We start from the raw sequence: 18,403 nt of genomic DNA on the forward strand, positions 1-18,403 counted from the left end.
GTGTTGATGCGGCTCGGTTTGTTTCCGGCATCCCCGCGAGGTCTCCGTGTTCCCGGTCGCACTCTGACTCGGCTGTCAGCACTTGCATTGTGATCGTCGAGTTCCCTTTGAGTCTGGGGGGAGTGTGTGAGCCTGCCCGACCGTTCTGGACGGATCGCAACGCTTGAAGCGCAGGCTGCAGACTGATAGTTTGCGGCGGAGAATTCTAATCAGACCCGGGAGGGACCGATGAAGGTCCGCCCCGCTGGCGTGCTCGGGCTCGCCTCAAAGAGCCAGTTTTTCCAAGGAAATAGAGATGTCGAAATACGTATACAGCTTCGGCGCCGGTCAGGCGGATGGCGATGGCAGCATGAAGCCGCTGCTCGGGGGAAAAGGGGCCAATCTTGCAGAGATGAATAAGATCGGCCTTCCAGTACCAGCCGGATTCACCATCACCACCGAAGTCTGCACGTATTACTATGACCACGAGCGGACCTATCCGCCCGAACTGAAAAAGCAGGTCGAAGACGCCATCCGGAAGTGCGAAGAGACCATGGGGGCCAAGTTCGGCGACGAAAACAACCCCCTGCTCCTCTCCTGCCGCTCCGGTTCCCGCGAATCGATGCCCGGGATGATGGACACGGTGCTCAACATCGGTCTGTCCGACAAGGTCGTGGAAGCACTCGCCAAGAGCTCCGGCAATGAGCACTTCGCCTGGGACAGCTACCGCCGCCTGATTCAGATGTACGGCGACGTTGTGCTGGGCCTGAAGCCGCAGTCAAAGACCGACCCGGATCACTTTGAAGAGATCCTGGACCATGTCCGCGAAAAGGCCGGCGTCGAACACGAAAAGGACCTGTCCGTTGATGCTCTCAAGGACATCGTGAAGCAGTTCAAGGAAGTCATCAAGAAGCACGCCAAGGTCGAATTCCCCAGCGATCCGATGGAACAGCTCTGGGGCTGCGTCGGTGCTGTGTTCGGCAGCTGGATGAACGACCGCGCTGTGGTGTATCGCCGTCAGTACGGAATTCCTCACAACTGGGGAACTGCCGTGAACGTGCAGGCGATGGTCTTCGGAAACCTCGGGAATGACTGTGCCACGGGCGTCGGCCTGACCCGCAACTGCTCCGTCGGAACCCCTGGCTTCTGCGGTGACTACCTGATCAACGCTCAGGGTGAAGACGTTGTCGCGGGAACCCGCACTCCCCTGCGGATTGAAGAGACACTCGGCAAGGATATGCCAGAGTCCTTCAAGCAGCTGACGGAAATCGGCAAGATCCTCGAGAAGCACTTCAAGGAAGTCCAGGACATCGAGTTCACCGTCCAGAAGGGTAAAGTCTGGATGCTGCAGACCCGGAATGCCAAGCGAACCGGCTTTGCGGCGGTGCGGATTGCCGTGGACCTGGTCAACGAAGGTCTGATCGACAGCAAGACCGCCCTGCAGAAGCGCCGGATTCCGGCTGACGACCTGAACCAGCTGCTGCAGCCGATCTTTGACCCCGCCGCCAAGGCGCAGGCCCAGAAAGACAACCGTCTGCTGGCCAAGGGGATCAACGCTGGTCCGGGCGCCGCCACGGGACAGATCGTGTTCCACGCCTCTGATGCAGAAGAACGCTGGAATGCAGACAACAATCTGCAGTTGGTCCTCGTCCGTAAGGAAACCAGCCCGGAAGACCTCCGCGGAATGAAGGTCGCCAAGGGCATTCTGACCGCCTTCGGGGGAGCGTCATCGCACGCTGCTCTCGTGAGCCGCCAGATGGGCAAAACCTGCGTTTGCGGTTGCTCGGCTCTGAACGTGGACTACGAAAAGGGAACGATCACCGTCGGCGACAAGACCCTGAAAGAAGGGGACTGGATCTCGATTGACGGCTTCACTGGCGAAGTGTTCGCCGGCAAGATCGACACCGCTGCTTCGGAAGTCATGGACGTTCTGACCGGCAAGAAGAAGCCGGAAGAGTCCGAAATCTACGGCCGGTATGCCCAGCTGATGAAGTGGGCGGACGAGTACCGTCGCCTGAAAGTTCGCGCCAACGCGGAAGCGGGCGATGCCGAAGCGGCTGTCGCTCTCGGGGCTGAAGGGGTCGGACTGTGCCGCACCGAGCACATGTTCTTCGATCACCTCGACGAAATTCGCGAGATGATCTTCTCAACGAAGAAGGAAGATCGCGAAAAGGCACTGGCAAAGCTGCTGCCGTTCCAGCGGGAAGACTTCACCCATCTCTTCAAGACCATGGGTGATCGTCCGGTGACGATTCGTCTGCTCGATCCGCCGCTCCACGAGTTCCTCTCGGAGCACCACCTGCACGACGACGAGACGCTGGCTCCCAAGCTGGCCAAGACGTTCGGTGTGAGCGTTGAGGAAGTCCATCGCCGGGTGGAAGAACTGAAGGAAACGAACCCGATGCTCGGCCATCGAGGTTGCCGTCTCGGAATCGTTTATCCGGAAATCACTGCGATGCAGTCCCGGGCGATTTTTGAAGCCGCCTGCGATCTCAAGAAGCAGGGGATCAGCGTCATTCCGGAAGTCATGGTTCCGCTCGCCGGCTTCAAGGCCGAGTACGACAATCAGGCCAAGATCATCCGTGACACTGCAGAAAAGGTTTTCGCCGAAAAAGGAGTGAAGGTCGAATACCTGGTCGGAACGATGATTGAAGTTCCGCGGGCTGCCCTGACCGCCGACGAAATCGCCGAAAACGCCGAGTTCTTCAGCTTCGGAACGAACGACCTGACCCAGACCACACTCGGGATCAGCCGCGACGATTACAAGAGCTTCATCGGTTACTACACCGAGCACGATATCATTGGTGCGGATCCGTTCCAGACCATTGATCAGGCCGGTGTCGGCAAGCTGATGAAGCAGGGGGTCGAAGGAGGCCGTTCCACCCGCAAGAACCTGAAGATCGGGATTTGCGGAGAACACGGGGGAGATCCGAAGTCGGTCTTCTTCTGTCACGAAATCGGTCTCGACTACGTGAGTTGCTCACCCCGTCGGATTCCGATCGCCCGCCTGGCCGCCGCTCAGGCTGCATTGGATAAATAAGCGTGAGCTGATGAGTTCTCCGTGAGGGAGGATCCCGGGAGCTATTGTTCCCGGGATTTTTTTATGTATTGAATTTCTCAGATAGGAATTCTCTCCAATCAACCGAATCAAATCTCAATTAAGAGATGTCAGTTCTGGCTGCCGCTCCCTTTTGTGCCTGCTCGTGATGAGTTTCGATACATTCCTGTACGGGGTTCCTATGCGCCATCGTTCTCGTGGTTTTACGTTGATCGAGCTGCTGGTCGTGATTGCGATTATCGCCGTCCTCATCAGTCTGCTACTGCCGGCTGTTCAGCAGGCACGTGAAGCGGCCCGTCGCAGCCAGTGCAAGAACAATCTCAAGCAGATGGGACTGGCGCTCCATAACTACGCTGATGTCCATCAGCAGTTTCCGATGCTGTATGTGAACTGGCCGGGAAACGGATCGAACACCGGCAACTGGGGTTGGCAGACGTTTATCCTCCCTTACATGGATCAGGCCCCGCTCTACAACGAACTGAATCCGGGCACCTGGGTCGGGCAGGATCGTGATGGGTTCTTCAAGGACGTGGCAGTGGCCCGGCACCCGACCAAGTACACGCTGCTGGGGACGCCCATCAATTCGTATCGTTGTCCCACCAGTGTCGCCCCACCCGCGGGTGATGGATACAACTTCGGGAATGCTGGGGGCGGCAATCCGGCTTACGTTCTTGGAAACTCAAGCTACGGTGGCAGTTGGGGGAGCGGATTCCCCACGCCGCTGAATATGCCTCAGCAGATGGCCAACGGTGTGATGGGACGGTCCTGGGGTTCGAAGCTCAGCGAAGTCACCGACGGACTCTCGAATACCATTATCGTTGGCGAGAAGGCTTTCATTTCACCCTGGAGTACCAACGGTCTTCGCCAGCAGGGAACGACCTGGGCAGGGGCCCGCAGCAATGCGAATTCTGCCGACGCCGGTTTTGTCCAAGTGGGAGGAGGGGGCTTTGTGGTTCTGAATGCATCTTGCATTACCACTGCGGAGGGGGCTTACCTCAACGCAGACTGCCGATTTGGTTTCAGCAGCGAGCACACTGGCGGTGCACAATTCCTGCTGGGCGACGGATCGGTGCACTTTATCAGTGACAACATCGACCAGAAGCCCGACATTCTGCGGGGTTCTAGCGGGCGGAATACGGAATCCGTCACCAGTACCTACCAACGACTGTTGTCCCGCAACGATGGCCAGCCGATTGGGCAATTCTAGGGCATTTTGACAGTCGGTTGCCTCGTCCTCGCCACCCGGATACCAGAATTTCAATATACGAAACGCTTACTGCGCGGACCGGGGAAAGAGCAATCTGGCTGTCGACCAGTTGGGACTCGACGGGCAGGGCCGTGAGATTTCTTCCCGAGGACCGTGCTGCACGGTCCTGGAGGGCATCGTTCGACTCAATTTGAAATGCGGGTCGGTCCCCCCCTGACAGCAAGCGGACAAAATTGAAAGAATCCCGGTGGCTTGGGCCGTCGGGATTCTTTTTTTCTGTTTGACGCTCCCTCCTGCGTGGGAATCTGTACGACGCGATGCGTCACCTCTGGAAGATCGCTATCTCTCCGGCAGTCCCCCCGGCTAAAATCCCCGTCGACGGTATTCGTCGATAAGGGAGAGCGGTTTGGCCATGGATCGGGACCAGAAGTCGAGTTCTGCTGGGGGAAGTGGCGCACACGATCTGACTCCCGTTCAAAACGAGAGTGGTCTCGACACTTCGCGTCGCCAAAGTCTCCGCAAGGGGGAGGTGCCCGCCACAGTTGCCGGCTACGAAATCATCCGCCCTCTGGGGGAAGGGTCCTTCGGGACCGTCTGGCTGGGGCGCGAACGGAAAACCGGCCGGCAGGTCGCCATCAAGTTCTTTACCAAGCGGAACGGACTCGACTGGACCCTCCTGACGCGCGAGGTTGAAAAACTGGCGGTACTGGACGCCTCACGCGATGTTGTGCGCCTGCTCGATGTTGGCGTCGACCACGACCCTCCATACTTTGTAATGGAGTACCTGCCGCACCGTTCGGTCGCCGTATTGCTGGAATCCGGCCCGGTTCCCGTCGACCAGGCGCTGGAGATCACCCGCAGCGTGGCGCGGGCCCTCGTCCATGCCCACAGCGCCGGGATTCTGCATTGCGATATCAAACCGGGAAATGTGCTGCTCGACCACGGCGATTCGGCCCGCCTCGGAGATTTCGGACAGTCACGGCTGGCGACCGAGATGAGTTCATCACTCGGAACGTTTTATTACATGGCCCCCGAGCAGGCTCAAAAGAATGCGATCCCCGACGTCCGTTGGGATGTGTATGCCCTCGGCGCATTGCTGTACCACATGCTCACAGGAACTCCCCCCTATCGCACGGAGGAGACTGAAGAACAGCTGCAGACTGCAAAATCACTTGATGAACGGCTCGAACTCTACCGGCATCTGATCGCCACCTCTCCATTCCCGGCAGACCATCATGTCGTTCCCGGTGTCGATGCGGCACTGATCGAAATCATCGACAACAGTCTGCATCGTGACCCGCTCAAGCGGACGGCGCATCCGCAGATGGTTCTCGACGCTCTGGAACGGCGGGAGATGAACCGGGCGAAGCGGCCCTACGTCTGGATTGGAATTCTGGTTCCGGTACTCTTTCTGCTGGCCTCGTTGTGGATCGCCGGCAACGCCATCCCCGCAGCGGTCAGGCAGGCAGAGCACAACCTCGCGGTGCAGGCGCTGGCGAGTGAGCAGGCGACCGCCCAACTGCTCGCCTCCAGCGTGCAGGGTGAGTTGCTGGATCGTCAGGCGGATCTGGAACGCCTGGCGGCCCGGTTAACAGTTCGTGATGATCCGAAAGCCGCCACGTTCCGTCCTGATCTGATGGAGACGCTGGACCGTTGGCGCGAACAGACCGACGAACGCTACCTGAAGCAGCAGCGGACACTCGATGAGAGCATCTTTCTGACTGACCATAACGGCGTGCAGCTCTACCGTTCCCCCTGGTCTGACTCCGTCGGCCGGTCTTTCGCCTACCGCGATTATTTTCACGGCCTGGGGCATGAACTCAGTGCCACGCGTGACGACATCGCGCGGATCGAGCCCCGCAAGGTCTCCGGGATCTCACAGGCCTATCGCAGTACCAGTACCGGGCATTTCATGGTGGCGATCGCAGTCCCGGTCTGGAACGCCGAGCGGACTGAGGTGATCGGGGTTCTGGGGCGGACGCTCCCCCTGAACGGGCTGTTGGATCAGTGGGAACGTCGAATTCGGGGTGCCCGCCCGGAAGAACAGCCGGCCGATGACTGGAATCGACTGCTGTCGCTCATCGACATGCGTCAGGAGCCCCCCTTGATCCTGGATCACCACTGGATGGGGACACACGAACTGAGAAGGATGGACGAAGAAGCGATCAATATGACGTTGCGACTGACCCCCGCCGAAAAGCGGACGATCCGTCAGGCACTCAAATCCCATCGGGGCATTGAGAATTACGTCGATCCCGTGGCGGATGCAGATCCTCAGTACGACCAGTCCTGGCTCGCGGCGGTGGCAGCCATTCCCGATATCGACTGGGTCGCGGTGGTGCAGGAACGGCAGGATCTGGCAGTCGCGCCGATGTCGCAGCTGTATTGGGTGTTCCTGCGCTACGGGCTTCTGCTGCTGCTCGTTTTCGCGTCGACGCTGCTGGCGTTGTGGTGGTTCATCAAGCGGGCAGCCCAATTGTAGGAGCCTCACCGGGAGAGTCGTGGTTCAGGGGGGCCTGGCTGGGGAATGGGCAGCCTGCGGATGAGAATGATTTCGCGGGAATGGTCAGCGCGAACCCTGTTCAATTTCGGATGGTCTGTTCATAATCTGCTGCGAACATTGCCCTGTTGAAGGAAGATCCCTAAGCTTTCCCGAGCGGAGGATTGTTTCCGCCAGAGAGTCGGCATCCGTAGCTCAATTGGATAGAGCACCGGTCTTCGGAACCGGGGGTTGGGGGTTCGAACCCCTCCGGGTGCATTTCTGTAGAGTCTTGCGTGTTCACAGGTTGTGACGCCTCTTTTTCAAAAGAGGAAGGTGTGCTGTCGTTACGGCCTGTCTGAACGAACTGGCGGAAATCGCGGGTTCTCCAGGCTGGACTTCGTGTCAGCCTGTTGTCGAAGCACCCGGGCCTCACTGCTTTCGAGCGAGCCGCTCGCGGTTTCCAGCTCCGGCGCTGTCCAGTTGTCCGCAGTGAAAACATCTCTTGCTGTGGCGCTGGCGGCAGACAATAAATGACGTTCGGAAGATTCGATCAGGTTGCCGCAATCGCGCAGGACCGCAATCTGTTCAACAGGACAGCGATCTGTTCCAACGGTGACATCTTTAAGCCTCTTCGCGAGGGCCGGAAATGAGCGCATCCGGGGTCAACCTGCCAGGCAGAGACCACTTGCTGCAAGGCCTCTCGAAATTCGCGCGACGGGAGATAACTGCCGGAGAACTTTCGAAGACATTCCTCGAACAGGGGATGGAATCCAGTGACGGTGGGGTGAAACAGATCGCGGCGCAGTTCTTAAGCTTCTACTCCGATGCGCCTCACCATGTCGCAGACCAGTCGACTCAGGCAATGGAAGATGCTCCTGAATTCGTCTACCTCCGCAGCAGGTGTCCCGCCCAGATCACTCGACCGGCACCCAGCGTCGCACTGCTGGCGGTTTTGCTCGTGAGTGTTGTCTCGATCGCGTGCCTGATCGTGTTTCTTGTCTTGGGCGATTTCTCGATCGCGTTCCTCTGCTTCGTCACGCTGGCAGGCTCAGTCTGGATGGCACGGAGGCTGACGACTCAAGACGAGCGTGTGAATGAGTGGTGGCCGTTCTCGGACCGTGAGGACTACCTGTTCTGGCGCGAGAAAACGAATCGTCCGGTGATCACCACGCCATCGGAACCCGATGGCCGGAACGATTAGAACAGGTGGCTCCTTCCGCTGCGGGCAGCAGTCGTCACGCACGGCCAAATGCTCAGTGCCCCGTTCTCTTCCATTGAACCATGAGTCGAGCCATGCGGGGTCGGCTCGCGCGCAGGCTCGCGAATGTGCGGTGAACAGGAAGTTCCTGCACACCAGCGGATGTTCGCACGCCGTTTGTTGACGTCACGGGGGGCCCCCAATATCGCCGATGGCACCTCTGTCACCAGCGCCTCCCGTCCAAGTCCGACGCGGCGGCTCTCTCACGGTGCCGACAATTCCCGAACCGTCTGCACGATCGTTTCTTCGATCTCCGGTGCCCAGACCGTCGGAAGACCGTAGTACACCATCGAACCGGCCCCTTCGTACCCACCTTCCAGCAGGACTCGTCGCGAAGGAATGTAGGCCATCACATCGTTCGCATATCCGGCACACCAGATACGAGTGGGAAGCTTTCCAACGAGCGGGTCTTCCTTGATTCGCAAGGCATAGTCTACAACAGGTTCTCCGCCGAGCAGGACGAGTTTCACTTCGTCCCCCAGTTTCCAGAGTGCAACCGGATAGGGGTAGGACTGACGTAGCGGCTGGCCGTTATCGAGTTGACTCAGCAGTGATCGTGCCCGGCCCGCAACGTACCTGTCGTCCGACTTCGCATCTTTCTCGAGCTTCTCCCGGGTTGGCTGCGCCCCCAACTTCAGATCCACTTCCTGATAGCGTGTCGTCAGGCGCTCTTGAATCGGTGTCATGGGGCCATTCACAACCTGCTCGACCGCTTCCGCCAACTGGGTCCCGTAATTTTTCGCGAGTTCGACAGAGCCACGCGGCAGAGGATCCTGATCGCCGCCGCAGCCCGCCCAGAACATTGCCTGACATTCCGGGTACGCTGCTTCAAGATCCAGCTGCGCAAACCCGGCGTAGTCACCGGACCATTGCATCGACGAGAGCGTCGTGTTGTGACAGGCGTAGCCGAAGACAATGGTGGTGGGCTTTCCATTCTGCCGGACCACCAGCACGGGAACATCGTGATCGCTGGGGCCTTTCAGTCGTCCCTCTGCGCGGAGCGTGAGAACTTCGGAAGGCTTGTTTTCGCGTCGATTGACGGCAAATTCCGAATGCCCATTGCCGCAAAACAGCTCCGCGGGTTCCAGCCGCGTGAGCGCCTCGTTAACGAGGTTGACGAGGAGCGGCTTGAGGCTGTTGATATACTCCCAGCGGTGGCGGTCGGCCTCCGAGTCAAAGGACTCTTGCAGCACGGAGGTGAGTCTGGTTTTAATCGCCGGACCCGAGTGATTGTGGGAACTGCAGATGGCGATCTGGTCTCGTCCCCATTGATGCTGCTCCTGCAGGGCGCTGCAAATGGACTGCGAGAGAGTGCGATCCACCCCCAGCAGGTCGAGAGTGATCAGCGCTGCGCGATGTCCCTGGGCATCCTCCAGAACCAGAACTTTGGCCCACAGGTCAGTCAACGTTCCTTCGGAGGGCTTCCCTTTCCGGCTGGCAAAACCTGCGAGCGGCATCGAATGTTTCGGAGTGATTTTGCCTCGGGCGGTTCCGGCCTTCCATCCTGCGGCGGGGACGGGGAGCGGCTGCATGAGAGTGCACAATCCACCAACCATCACCGCGATGACGAGACTCGTTCTGGATTGCATGCGACTTCCGTTTCAGTTTTCGCGTGGCCGTCGAACTTCGAACGCAGGGATTTCCCCCGGCCGATCTGTTGATACAGGAGCTTCAAAGATTGTCAGGTTTTCATGGTTGTTTGCCGACAACAGTTTCACAATGCCGCTTCGCGACACTATGATTTCGATTTTGCGACTCAGCTGAAGGTCGTGTGCGAGTGAGCCATCATGGTGCAACATACTGCGAGCCACGCCACGGATGCTCCACATGTGGCCCTGCTGATCGAAACGTCCAAGACCTTTGGACGCAGCCTGCTGCTGGGCATTTCGCGATATTCCCGGACTCACGGTCCGTGGTCGATTTATTTCGATGAGTTCGGTCCCGACAGCAAGCTTCCCCGCTGGCTGAAAACCTGGAAGGGGGATGGGATCATCACGCGGACCCGCAACCGGGCCATGGCGGAATCCATTTTGAGTCTCGGTGTGCCGGTGGTGGACACCCTCAATCAGGTCTCGGGACTGGATGTCTCGGGAGTCTATACGGATGACGGCCTGATCGCGCGGGCAGCGGCCGAGCACCTCCTCTCGCAGAGAATTCAGCATTTCGCGTATGTGGGTGTCGAGCGCGCCAGCTGGTCGACCCGACGAGGCAATGCGTTTGTGGAGACGCTGCGTCAGGCAGGGTTCGATTGTCATGTCTATTCCCCGATCTCGCGTCGCCGCTTTGCCGAGAGTTGGGAAGGAGGACAGGAGGATCTGGCCGACTGGCTGAAGGAACTCCCGAAGCCTGTCGGTCTGCTGGCAGGCCACGACATGCGCGCGATGTGCGTGTTCGATGCCTGTCGACGGGGTGAGATCTCAGTCCCTGAGCAGGTCGCCATTGTCGGTGTCGATAATGACGACGTGATCTGCAATATGTCGGACCCTCCGCTGACCAGCATTCCGCATCGCGGAGAGCAGATCGGTTACGAAGCTGCCGCGCTGTTGGCGCGGCTGATGGCGGGTAAGGTGAAAAAACCTGAATCAATCATGATTCCTCCGCTGAGCCTCGTGGTGCGCCGCTCGACCGACATCGTGGCGATCGATGATCCGCTGATGGCGACCGCTCTCAAACTGATTCGCAACTGCCATGGAGATATCAGCGTGGATGAGCTGGCACAGCGGCTCGGCTTGTCGCGACGGGCGATGGAGCGGAAATTCTCGGAGACGATCTCTGTGGCTCCGCATGATCAGATCATCGCGGAGCGGTTGCAGCGCCTCAAAATGCTGTTGCAGGATACGGACTTCTCGCTCGAGGCGATTGCCCTGCAGATGAAGATGTCCAGCGCTGCGTACGTCAGCACGTTCTTCAAGAAGTTGACGGGACGCACACCGGGTGAGTTCCGGAGCGAATGTCGACTGGCGACACCGGGAGACGGTTTCTATCCGGTGGAAACCGTCTAGGGCAGCTAGGCCATTAGTCGGCCCGTCCCTGCCAGTCGCAAGTGAGCATTTCACCCCACGAAATGCACTTGTGATTCCGGCTAGGCAGATTGTTCACGCGGCAGCGGACCGCCGAGAGCGGTCGAGTCCCCCCAACCAAGGGGGGCCCTGTCAGACCTTGCTGCGGGGCTGGAAGAGGAAGACTTTCGGCGCTCGAACGACTGACATCTGAGTGAGGGTCGCAAAATCGAAACCGGCATGTCGCGAATGAACATTGTGATCCGGTGGGGAGGGGGCCACGATGAGAGGAGATCGGGTGAGCGACCGCTCCCGACTGATACCGCTCCTCCTCTAAGACCCAGTCGTTTCATGTCGAATACGGTTTCATCATTGAAAGACCTTGTCAGTCGTTCGGTTCTGAGCAAGGTGCCAGGCAGGAGCGGAGGACGCGCTGGAGGGCTCGCACGCTGTCTGGTCTGCCTGACCTGCTGGACTGCAATTGCTTTCTGCGGTGCTGCGGCTGCTGCGGAGGATCAGAAATCCGCGAGCCAACCGCGTCAGGTGGCAGCTTCGGAACATGATGTATCAAAAACCGGTGGGACCGCTCCCCTCACACCAGAGGAATCGATCGCCGCGATGAGCGTACGCGACGGTTTTCGCGTTGAGGTGGTCGCTGCCGAGCCGTTGGTCGTTGATCCGGTGGCCATTGATTTTGGTCCGGATGGCAAGCTGTGGGTCGCCGAAATGCGGGACTATCCGCAAGGAGTTCCCGGGGTCGAAGGGCCGGGGGGCGTCGTGCGGTTTCTGGAAGATACCGACGGCGATGGGCATTACGATCGGTCGACTCTCTTTCTGGAAGGAATCCCCTTCCCTACGGGCGTGACTGCCTGGAAAAATGGCGTCCTCATCTGCAGCGCTCCGGATGTCCTGTATGCCGAAGACACGGATGGCGATGGCAGAGCGGACGTCCGTGAAGTTGTTCTCAGCGGCTTTGAGACACACAACTATCAGGCCCGTGTGAACAGTCTCTCACCGGGGCTCGATAACTGGATGTACGGGGCCGCAGGGATCTTTGGTGGCAAGATTTCCACGCCGGGAAACAAGCCGGTTGACGCCCGGAATCGTGACTTCCGGTTTCGGCCTGATCAGAAAGTGGTCGAAGCTGTTTCGGGACGAACACAGCAGGGCCGCGCCCGCAACGACTGGGGGGACTGGTTCGGCTGTTCGAACGAAGTCCTGCTGATGAGCTATCCGACATCACAGTATTCCTCAGCCCGCAGTCCCCTCCTGCCGGTGCCTCCTCAGGAGGTGAATCTTGTCAGTGATCCCAAACTGTATCCAAGCGGCAAGCTGGTGCAGTTCGAGAAAAGTGGTCCAGCCGGATTCCCGACATCCGTCTGCGGGCTCGATATTTACCGCGATTCGCTGCTAGGCGAAGAATTCTCCGGCAACGCGTTCGTCTGCGAGCCGGTCAATCAGCTGGTCCATCGTCGGTTGCTACTCCCGGAAGGCGCAACCTTCAAAGCTGTCCGGGCGCCTGGTGAAGAGACGAGTGAATTCCTCGCTTCTGCCGACAGCTGGTTTCGTCCCGTCCAGGTCCGGACAGGTCCGGATGGGGCACTGTATGTCGTGGATATGTACCGATATGTCATCGAGCATCCCAAGTTTATTTCCGAGGATGTGAAGGCGAATCTCGACATCCGCGCGGGAGATTCCCGCGGACGAATTTATCGGGTACTCCCGGTCGGCACCTCAGCCCGCAAGATTCCAAATGTTCGCGCATTGTCCGATACCGAACTGGTTGCGACTCTCGATACTCCCAATGGAACGTTGCGGGATCAGGCGCATCTGGAACTGTTGCGTCGGGACGCACAGGGCGTTGCAGGGAACCTGAAGCAACTGGCTGCGCAGGGGACAACGCCTCAGGGAAGAGTTCATGCGCTCTGCGTGCTGGAAGGGTTGAAACAGCTTGACGCAACGACCATCGTGAATGTCCTCGAAGCGGAACAGCATCCCGGAGTGGTGAGAAACGCTCTGCGGGTCTCCGAAAACCTCTTCAACTCGGACCCTCGTCTGGCTGCGGCATGGGGGCGATTTGTTCACAGTCAGGATCTCCCGGTTCGACTCCAGCTGGCCTTTTCTCTGGGAGCCGCTCGCTCGCCTGGCACGACTCCGATCCTTTCCGAACTGCTGAAAACAGTCGGAGAAGACCGCTATCTGCAGCAGGCAGCCCTCAGTAGTCTGACCGCTGCGAACATTGGTCCCGTACTCAAGGACCTCTCGCAGCAGGGGCTTTCTCTGGAAAGCATGAGGCCGGTCATTCTGGCTGCGGCCGAGATCGCCCCTCCCGAGGTGTTGCAGCCTGTGCTCGAGCAGCAGTTGAACTCGGCCAGCGCCGCCGACCCGACAGGCCGGCTGAAGCTCGCCATCACGGTGCGGCAGACATGGAAACGGCGACAAGTGCAGCCTGGTCCTGCCGATGCAGCCTTCTGGAATTCCGTTCTCAACCAGTGTTCTGAACTCTCTCTCGACTCCGCTACGCCAACTGACGTGCGCATCGTCGCGATTGCGGCGTTTCCATTGGACAGTGATTCCGCACGAGGAATCGCAGGTTTGGCGGAATGCCTGCAACCGCAGCAACCTCAGGGAGTGCAGGAAGCGGCGATCAGGGGACTGGCTTCGATGAAAGCAGAACAGGCCCAGTCTCTGCTGTTTGATAGCCTGCGGGGGTTAGCCCCTTCCGTCCAGGCGTTCGCATTGAACGAAATCTGTGCTCATCAGAATCTGACCGTCGAGCTGTTGCGGCGGCTGGAAGACCAGTCCATTCCCCGAACGCTCATTGACTCGACCAGAAAGCAGAAATTGACGTCGAGTCCCAATGCCGAGATTCGACGGCGGGCAGAAGGACTGTTCGCTCAGCCATCCAACACCGAAGTGGCGACACAATTGATGGAGGCCCGGAGAGCCGATCTGGCAAACGGGAATTCTGCATTGGGCAAAGAGCTGTTCACGAAACATTGTGCCGCCTGCCACCGCGCTGAAGGTCTGGGCAGAGATGTGGGCCCCGATCTGGATTCAATCACCGATCGCTCCAAAGACTTTCTGGTCACGTCCATTCTCGATCCGAACGCCGCGGTCGATCGACGTTATGCCACCTATTCCGCAGTGCTGACAGATGGCCGTGTGTATACAGGGATTCTGACTTCGGAATCGGAGAACTCGATCTCCCTCAAGGAAGCCGAAGGGGTGAAGCGAGACATTCCACGTTCAGAAATTGAAAGTCTGATCGACACCGGCAAATCGCTGATGCCGGAAGGTCTTTCGCGGGAACTTGGTCTCGAAGATCTGCGGAACCTTCTCGCCTTTCTGAAAGCGACCCGACTCGACGGGGCGCCGGGAGTGGCCGGTCGGCCGGTGGAGGCACGATTTGCGTCTGTTCGTGAAGCTGCCGTGTTGATGTCACAGGTGCAGATCGGAACTCAGGATGAATACCGCCTGATTCCACAGGTGTTTCAGGTCTCCATTGCCGCAGGCAAACGGAACGATGCCGGGGAAATCAAAGCAATTCTGGAATTCGCTTTGCCCGGTCCCGGCGAACCTCTGCGGGACTGGGAAGCGGTGGTCGTGGGAGGGGGAATTATCAACGGCATCAGCCTGTCGCATGTCTGGCCGGCCCGACGGATTCAGGAGATTCTCGGGGAAGATGAGTCGCTGAATGAACGCTGGCAGCGGACCCTCGAACTCGCCAAGGTGATGTGTGACGACGAAAAAGTTGAAGTCGGGACGCGGTACGATGCACTGCGGATCGTGGCCATGCTCCCGTTTGCGGAGAGTCGTGCCCTCCTCGAGCACTATCTGAAACCGGGGACGAATCACGATCTGATTCAGGGGGCCGTCAGTGGACTGGCGGATGTCCCTGACCCGGAGGCGGCGGTGCTGCTCGTGAAGGCGTATGGGCACATTCCCAAGGGACTGCTGTCGTTTGCGCAGAACGGACTGGCCCGGCCGGATGGCGGCCGCGTCTACCTGCTGGATGCTCTCGATACGCATGCGATCGCCGCCAGCCAGGTTCCTGTCAGTGTCGTCCGCAAGCTATTGAATCACGACAGTGAAGCAATCCGGTCGCAAGCAGCCCGGCATTTCACCCTTCCCAAATAGAGCGACTTGCTCATTGGGATCCTTGCGGAATGGGCAGGCGATCGACCAACCATGCAACTCCGCGGTGCGGAAATGTGCCGTTGAATCATTGTCATTGTGTCGCTGCGAGGTGGAGACGTTGGCTTCTCGCTCTCATTGTGCGGACCAGTGCCATGGGAGCCGGTGACTCGCTGGCTGCGCCGCGACCGAAGACACCTATTCTCCTCGCGAATTGTCTGCTCGCCCTGACAAACCCTCCCTCTGAAACCTGACGATCGGAGTCACTGAATGCTTCCCTGCCCCTACGAAAAATCGAGCCCCGCACGTTCGGAGGGATCTCCCTCGATTGGCCGGAACCGCATCCTTTTCCTTTATGTGTTGCTGTACTCGGTCTGTCTCTCGATCAACCCGGTGTCGGCCTGTACGACGGCCATCTTCAGTGGCAGAGTCACTGCTGACGGCAGACCGCTCCTCTGGAAGAATCGGGACTTCAATATCACTGCGAATGAAGTCATCTACTTCAACGATGGCAAGTATCCCTGCATTGGCCTCGTCAACGCCGCCTCCCGCACTGCGATCTGGATGGGGGTCAACAACGTCGGTCTTTGCATTGAGAACTCTTTGAGCCCTGATCTGGATCATCCCAATACCGTGAAAGGATACGGGAATGGGGACTTCATGCTGACGGCACTCAAAACCTGTGCGACGGTCGCTGATGTCGAGGAGCTGCTGAAAAAGACCAACGTCACCGGTCGCAGTACCAGTGCCAACTTCGGTGTGATTGATGCGCAGGGTGGGGCGATCATCTTCGAGACCAGCCACAACAACTACACGCGTTTCGATGCCAATGATCCGGTGACCGCTCCGCAGGGATACATCGTTCGGTCGAACTTCTCCGTCACAGGCCGGCGTTTACCGCAGCTGCCCACACGGGACGATGTCCGAAAAATCAAGTCCGCGGATCGCTATCTCCGGGCCACCGAACTGGTGAATCGTGTGGTGTCAGGGGGAATCGACATGAAGTATCTGCTGCGGAACTGTGCGCGCGATCTGGACTGCGCCGGAGAAGATTGCCCGGGTGGAGTCAATGCTGGCGGTGGATCGCTCCCTGAGTTCGTGCCGACCGCCAATACGATCAGCCGAACGACGACGGTCTCGTGGGTGGTCTTTCAGGGAGTCAAGCCGGACGAAGATCCGCTGCTGACTACAATGTGGCTCGGACTGGGGGATCCCAAGTTCTCTGTCGCTGTGCCATGCTGGGTCGCACAGAAGATGGTCGCCAGCGAACTGCAGGGGAAACAGGGAGGACCAATTGGGCAGAAGGCCGTTGAACTGCGCAGCTGTTTCTATGACCGCAAGCAGGACGGAATTCGGACGGATGGCCTTGAGGAAATCTGGTCGATCCTCTGGGCCCATGAGGACAAGACATTGGAACTTGTTGAACGTCAGCTGCAGCAGTGGAGAGACAAAGGGATCGAGCCAGAGTCGATGAAGGCCATTCATCTTTCGTCCGCGGAACAGGCGCTGGCCTTGTTGTCGGAATTGGCTCGGGAAGCAAACTCCGTGAGAACAGTTCCCGCTTCAACCGATGCCAACTAAAGCGGGATCGATTTCCTGTTGATGGGACGCCTGGTGCGATCAAAGTGGATCAACTCATCAGGCTCCGCTTCATCGTCAATTGCCCCGGCCGCTGATGCCGGGGCAAATTGATGATGAGAGTGCGTGGAGATCTGGTTGAGACGTGCAGCCTGCCTACGCGCCGGGGTGAGACATCTCGCTACAGCTCAATGAGAGAATTTTGTCTTTCGATGGCCCCGCCCCGCCACGCGGATGTGAGCATTTCATCAGACGAAACGTCTGGTGCGCCGGCACTGAAGAGAGCAAGCTGTTAGCGCTTCGCGGTCACGAGAACCTCGGTCAGCCAACGGACAGTTCTGCCCATGAAGTCCGTCTCGGAGTCATTCCAGCGGGTGAAACCGTGCCCTCCTCCCGGGATGACGATCAGTTCGCAGCGATTCCCCTGCGCCTGCATCTGCTGCTGGAATCGCTGCGACTGCTCGAGCGGAACGTTGGCATCACGATCACCGTGCAGCAACAGGTACGGCGGCATCCCGGGATGGATGTAGGTATTGGCGGAAACCTCTCGTAACTTGGCCCACGTGGCTTCATTCAGCTCGTTCACCTCGAATGCAACCCGCGTTGACTCTTCGAGCACGTTGTGCCGCCGGATCTGAAACTCGCGGTCATGTGCTCCGTAAAACGAGACCACGGCAGCCACTCCCGTGTCTGTCTGCGGTCGCGCCCCGCAATAGGAAACGAGGTATCCTCCTGCAGAATCCCCGATCAGAGCAATCCGGCTCGCATCGACCCGGTAGTCGGCCGCGTGTCTCTTCAACCAGCGGATCGCCGTCTGCACGTCGTCCGCAAATGCAGGCCAACGATGTTCTGGAGCCAGACGGTAATTGATGCTGAAGCACGCAAAACCCGCTTCGGTGAGGGGTTTGAACAGCTTCTTCATTCCGCCCGCTTTGTCTCCTTTCGAGAAGCCGCCCCCATGCACCAGAAGACACGCCGGAAACGGGCCCGGCCCCGGAGGAAGCTGCAGGTCGAGCTTCAACTTCACGCCATTTGTCTGTCCGTACTCAACATCATTCTGAACCACAGGGGGAGCAGACTGCTCAGCAGACGAATACCGACCGACGCTGATGAACAGCAGGACCAGCAGAGCCGACAGTCGAGGCGACATCGTCATTCTCAAAAGTTCAGGGAGGAAATTCGCAGTGAAGTGCTCCGGGGATGGGACCACTTGGCGTTGAAGAACAGAATGGCGCGCGGGGTTATTTCATCCAGGTGCCGACCGCAGACGATGTGGCCGCGCGCAGCTCGTTCAAAGCCGCCCGTTCGGAATCCACCACCTGACGCAGCACCGCCAGCGCCTGCGGATCGCTTTGAAAACTGATCAGTGAATCTTCCAGCTGACGGACAATTGCGGTCTGGGAGGCGACCAGTTCCTGCAGCAGATATTCGATCGCCACGTAGTGCAGGCTGGTAAACGCAAGCGGATACATGCCGAAATCGATGCGCTGACGACGGCTCATCAGCAGTTCGGCAAGGCGTCGGACGTTGTCTTCCTGTCCTGCGGCGAGTCGATGGACCAGATCTTCCAGACCCTGGTCCTCGACCTGTGACCACGTCCAGGCTTCGGCCACATAACGGAGCAGGCTGCGATGGATGTCAACCAGCAGGTCGTTGAGTCGATCGTAATTGGTTGAGTCAGTCATCACGATTGGTGCATCTTAAG

Annotated in this window: 10 protein-coding genes and 1 tRNA gene; 8 read left to right on the top strand and 3 right to left on the bottom strand. The window is 58.8% G+C overall.

The features are described from left to right. Nucleotides 1-295 precede the first annotated feature (295 nt). The 5 genes from ppdK (at nt 296) to SH664x_RS05690 (ending at nt 7,927) form a co-directional block, all read left to right on the top strand. The gene (ppdK, locus tag SH664x_RS05670; RefSeq protein WP_437205779.1) at nt 296-3,019 is read left to right on the top strand and encodes a pyruvate, phosphate dikinase; all 2,724 of its coding nucleotides are present in this window, start codon (nt 296-298) and stop codon (nt 3,017-3,019) included. 199 nt (nt 3,020-3,218) lie between these two features. Continuing rightward, nucleotides 3,219-4,244, top strand: coding sequence for a DUF1559 family PulG-like putative transporter (locus SH664x_RS05675; RefSeq protein ID WP_437205781.1), 1,026 nt, complete (start codon nt 3,219-3,221; stop codon nt 4,242-4,244). A gap of 412 nt (nt 4,245-4,656) precedes the next feature. Beyond that, a complete protein-coding gene (locus SH664x_RS05680) occupies nt 4,657-6,726 on the top strand; it encodes a serine/threonine protein kinase (protein WP_437205783.1) in 2,070 nt (689 codons plus the stop codon). 202 nt (nt 6,727-6,928) lie between these two features. Then, nucleotides 6,929-7,002 (top strand) — tRNA-Arg (locus SH664x_RS05685). A 487-nt stretch (nt 7,003-7,489) separates the two neighbouring features. Beyond that, complete coding sequence (locus SH664x_RS05690) at nt 7,490-7,927, top strand: hypothetical protein (RefSeq protein ID WP_437205785.1); 438 nt, start codon at nt 7,490-7,492, stop codon at nt 7,925-7,927. Between the two features lie 260 nt (nt 7,928-8,187). On the opposite strand, the gene SH664x_RS05695 is transcribed toward SH664x_RS05690, so the two are convergent. Then, complete coding sequence (locus SH664x_RS05695; RefSeq protein ID WP_437205787.1) at nt 8,188-9,573, bottom strand: neutral/alkaline non-lysosomal ceramidase N-terminal domain-containing protein; 1,386 nt, start codon at nt 9,571-9,573, stop codon at nt 8,188-8,190. Between the two features lie 198 nt (nt 9,574-9,771). Here SH664x_RS05695 and SH664x_RS05700 point away from each other — a divergent pair, with 198 nt between their 5' ends. From SH664x_RS05700 to SH664x_RS05710, 3 genes are all read left to right on the top strand, one after another. Then, nucleotides 9,772-10,986: a XylR family transcriptional regulator gene (locus SH664x_RS05700; RefSeq protein ID WP_437205789.1), complete on the top strand. Its 1,215-nt coding sequence runs from the start codon at nt 9,772-9,774 to the stop codon at nt 10,984-10,986. A gap of 348 nt (nt 10,987-11,334) precedes the next feature. Further along, the gene (locus SH664x_RS05705; protein WP_437205791.1) at nt 11,335-15,123 is read left to right on the top strand and encodes a PVC-type heme-binding CxxCH protein; all 3,789 of its coding nucleotides are present in this window, start codon (nt 11,335-11,337) and stop codon (nt 15,121-15,123) included. A 267-nt stretch (nt 15,124-15,390) separates the two neighbouring features. Beyond that, complete coding sequence (locus tag SH664x_RS05710) at nt 15,391-16,701, top strand: peptidase C45 (RefSeq protein WP_437205793.1); 1,311 nt, start codon at nt 15,391-15,393, stop codon at nt 16,699-16,701. Nucleotides 16,702-16,990: 289 nt separating this feature from the next. Here the strand turns inward: SH664x_RS05710 and SH664x_RS05715 are convergent, their stop codons facing one another. Together SH664x_RS05715 and SH664x_RS05720 are read right to left on the bottom strand one after the other, a co-directional pair. Then, entirely contained in the window at nt 16,991-17,848 is an 858-nt protein-coding gene (locus SH664x_RS05715) for an alpha/beta hydrolase (protein ID WP_437205795.1), read from the bottom strand. A 91-nt stretch (nt 17,849-17,939) separates the two neighbouring features. Beyond that, nucleotides 17,940-18,386, bottom strand: a complete 447-nt coding sequence (locus tag SH664x_RS05720) for a hypothetical protein (RefSeq protein ID WP_437205797.1) — start codon at nt 18,384-18,386, stop codon at nt 17,940-17,942. Between the last annotated feature and the right edge of the window lie 17 nt (nt 18,387-18,403).

This window comes from Planctomicrobium aquicomposti, from assembly GCF_051466325.1.
Lineage (GTDB): Bacteria > Planctomycetota > Planctomycetia > Planctomycetales > Planctomycetaceae > Planctomicrobium.

Bases quoted from the DNA above. Each gene is read 5' to 3' on its own strand.
- SH664x_RS05710 (WP_437205793.1), top strand. From the start codon at position 15,391: ATGCTTCCCTGCCCCTACGAAAAATCGAGCCCCGCACGTTCGGAGGGA.
- SH664x_RS05705 (WP_437205791.1), top strand. From the start codon at position 11,335: ATGTCGAATACGGTTTCATCATTGAAAGACCTTGTCAGTCGTTCGGTT.
- SH664x_RS05715 (WP_437205795.1), bottom strand. From the start codon at position 17,848: ATGTCGCCTCGACTGTCGGCTCTGCTGGTCCTGCTGTTCATCAGCGTC.
- SH664x_RS05680 (WP_437205783.1), top strand. From the start codon at position 4,657: ATGGATCGGGACCAGAAGTCGAGTTCTGCTGGGGGAAGTGGCGCACAC.
- SH664x_RS05700 (WP_437205789.1), top strand. From the start codon at position 9,772: ATGGTGCAACATACTGCGAGCCACGCCACGGATGCTCCACATGTGGCC.
- SH664x_RS05695 (WP_437205787.1), bottom strand. From the start codon at position 9,573: ATGCAATCCAGAACGAGTCTCGTCATCGCGGTGATGGTTGGTGGATTG.
- SH664x_RS05675 (WP_437205781.1), top strand. From the start codon at position 3,219: ATGCGCCATCGTTCTCGTGGTTTTACGTTGATCGAGCTGCTGGTCGTG.
- ppdK (WP_437205779.1), top strand. From the start codon at position 296: ATGTCGAAATACGTATACAGCTTCGGCGCCGGTCAGGCGGATGGCGAT.
- SH664x_RS05690 (WP_437205785.1), top strand. From the start codon at position 7,490: ATGGAATCCAGTGACGGTGGGGTGAAACAGATCGCGGCGCAGTTCTTA.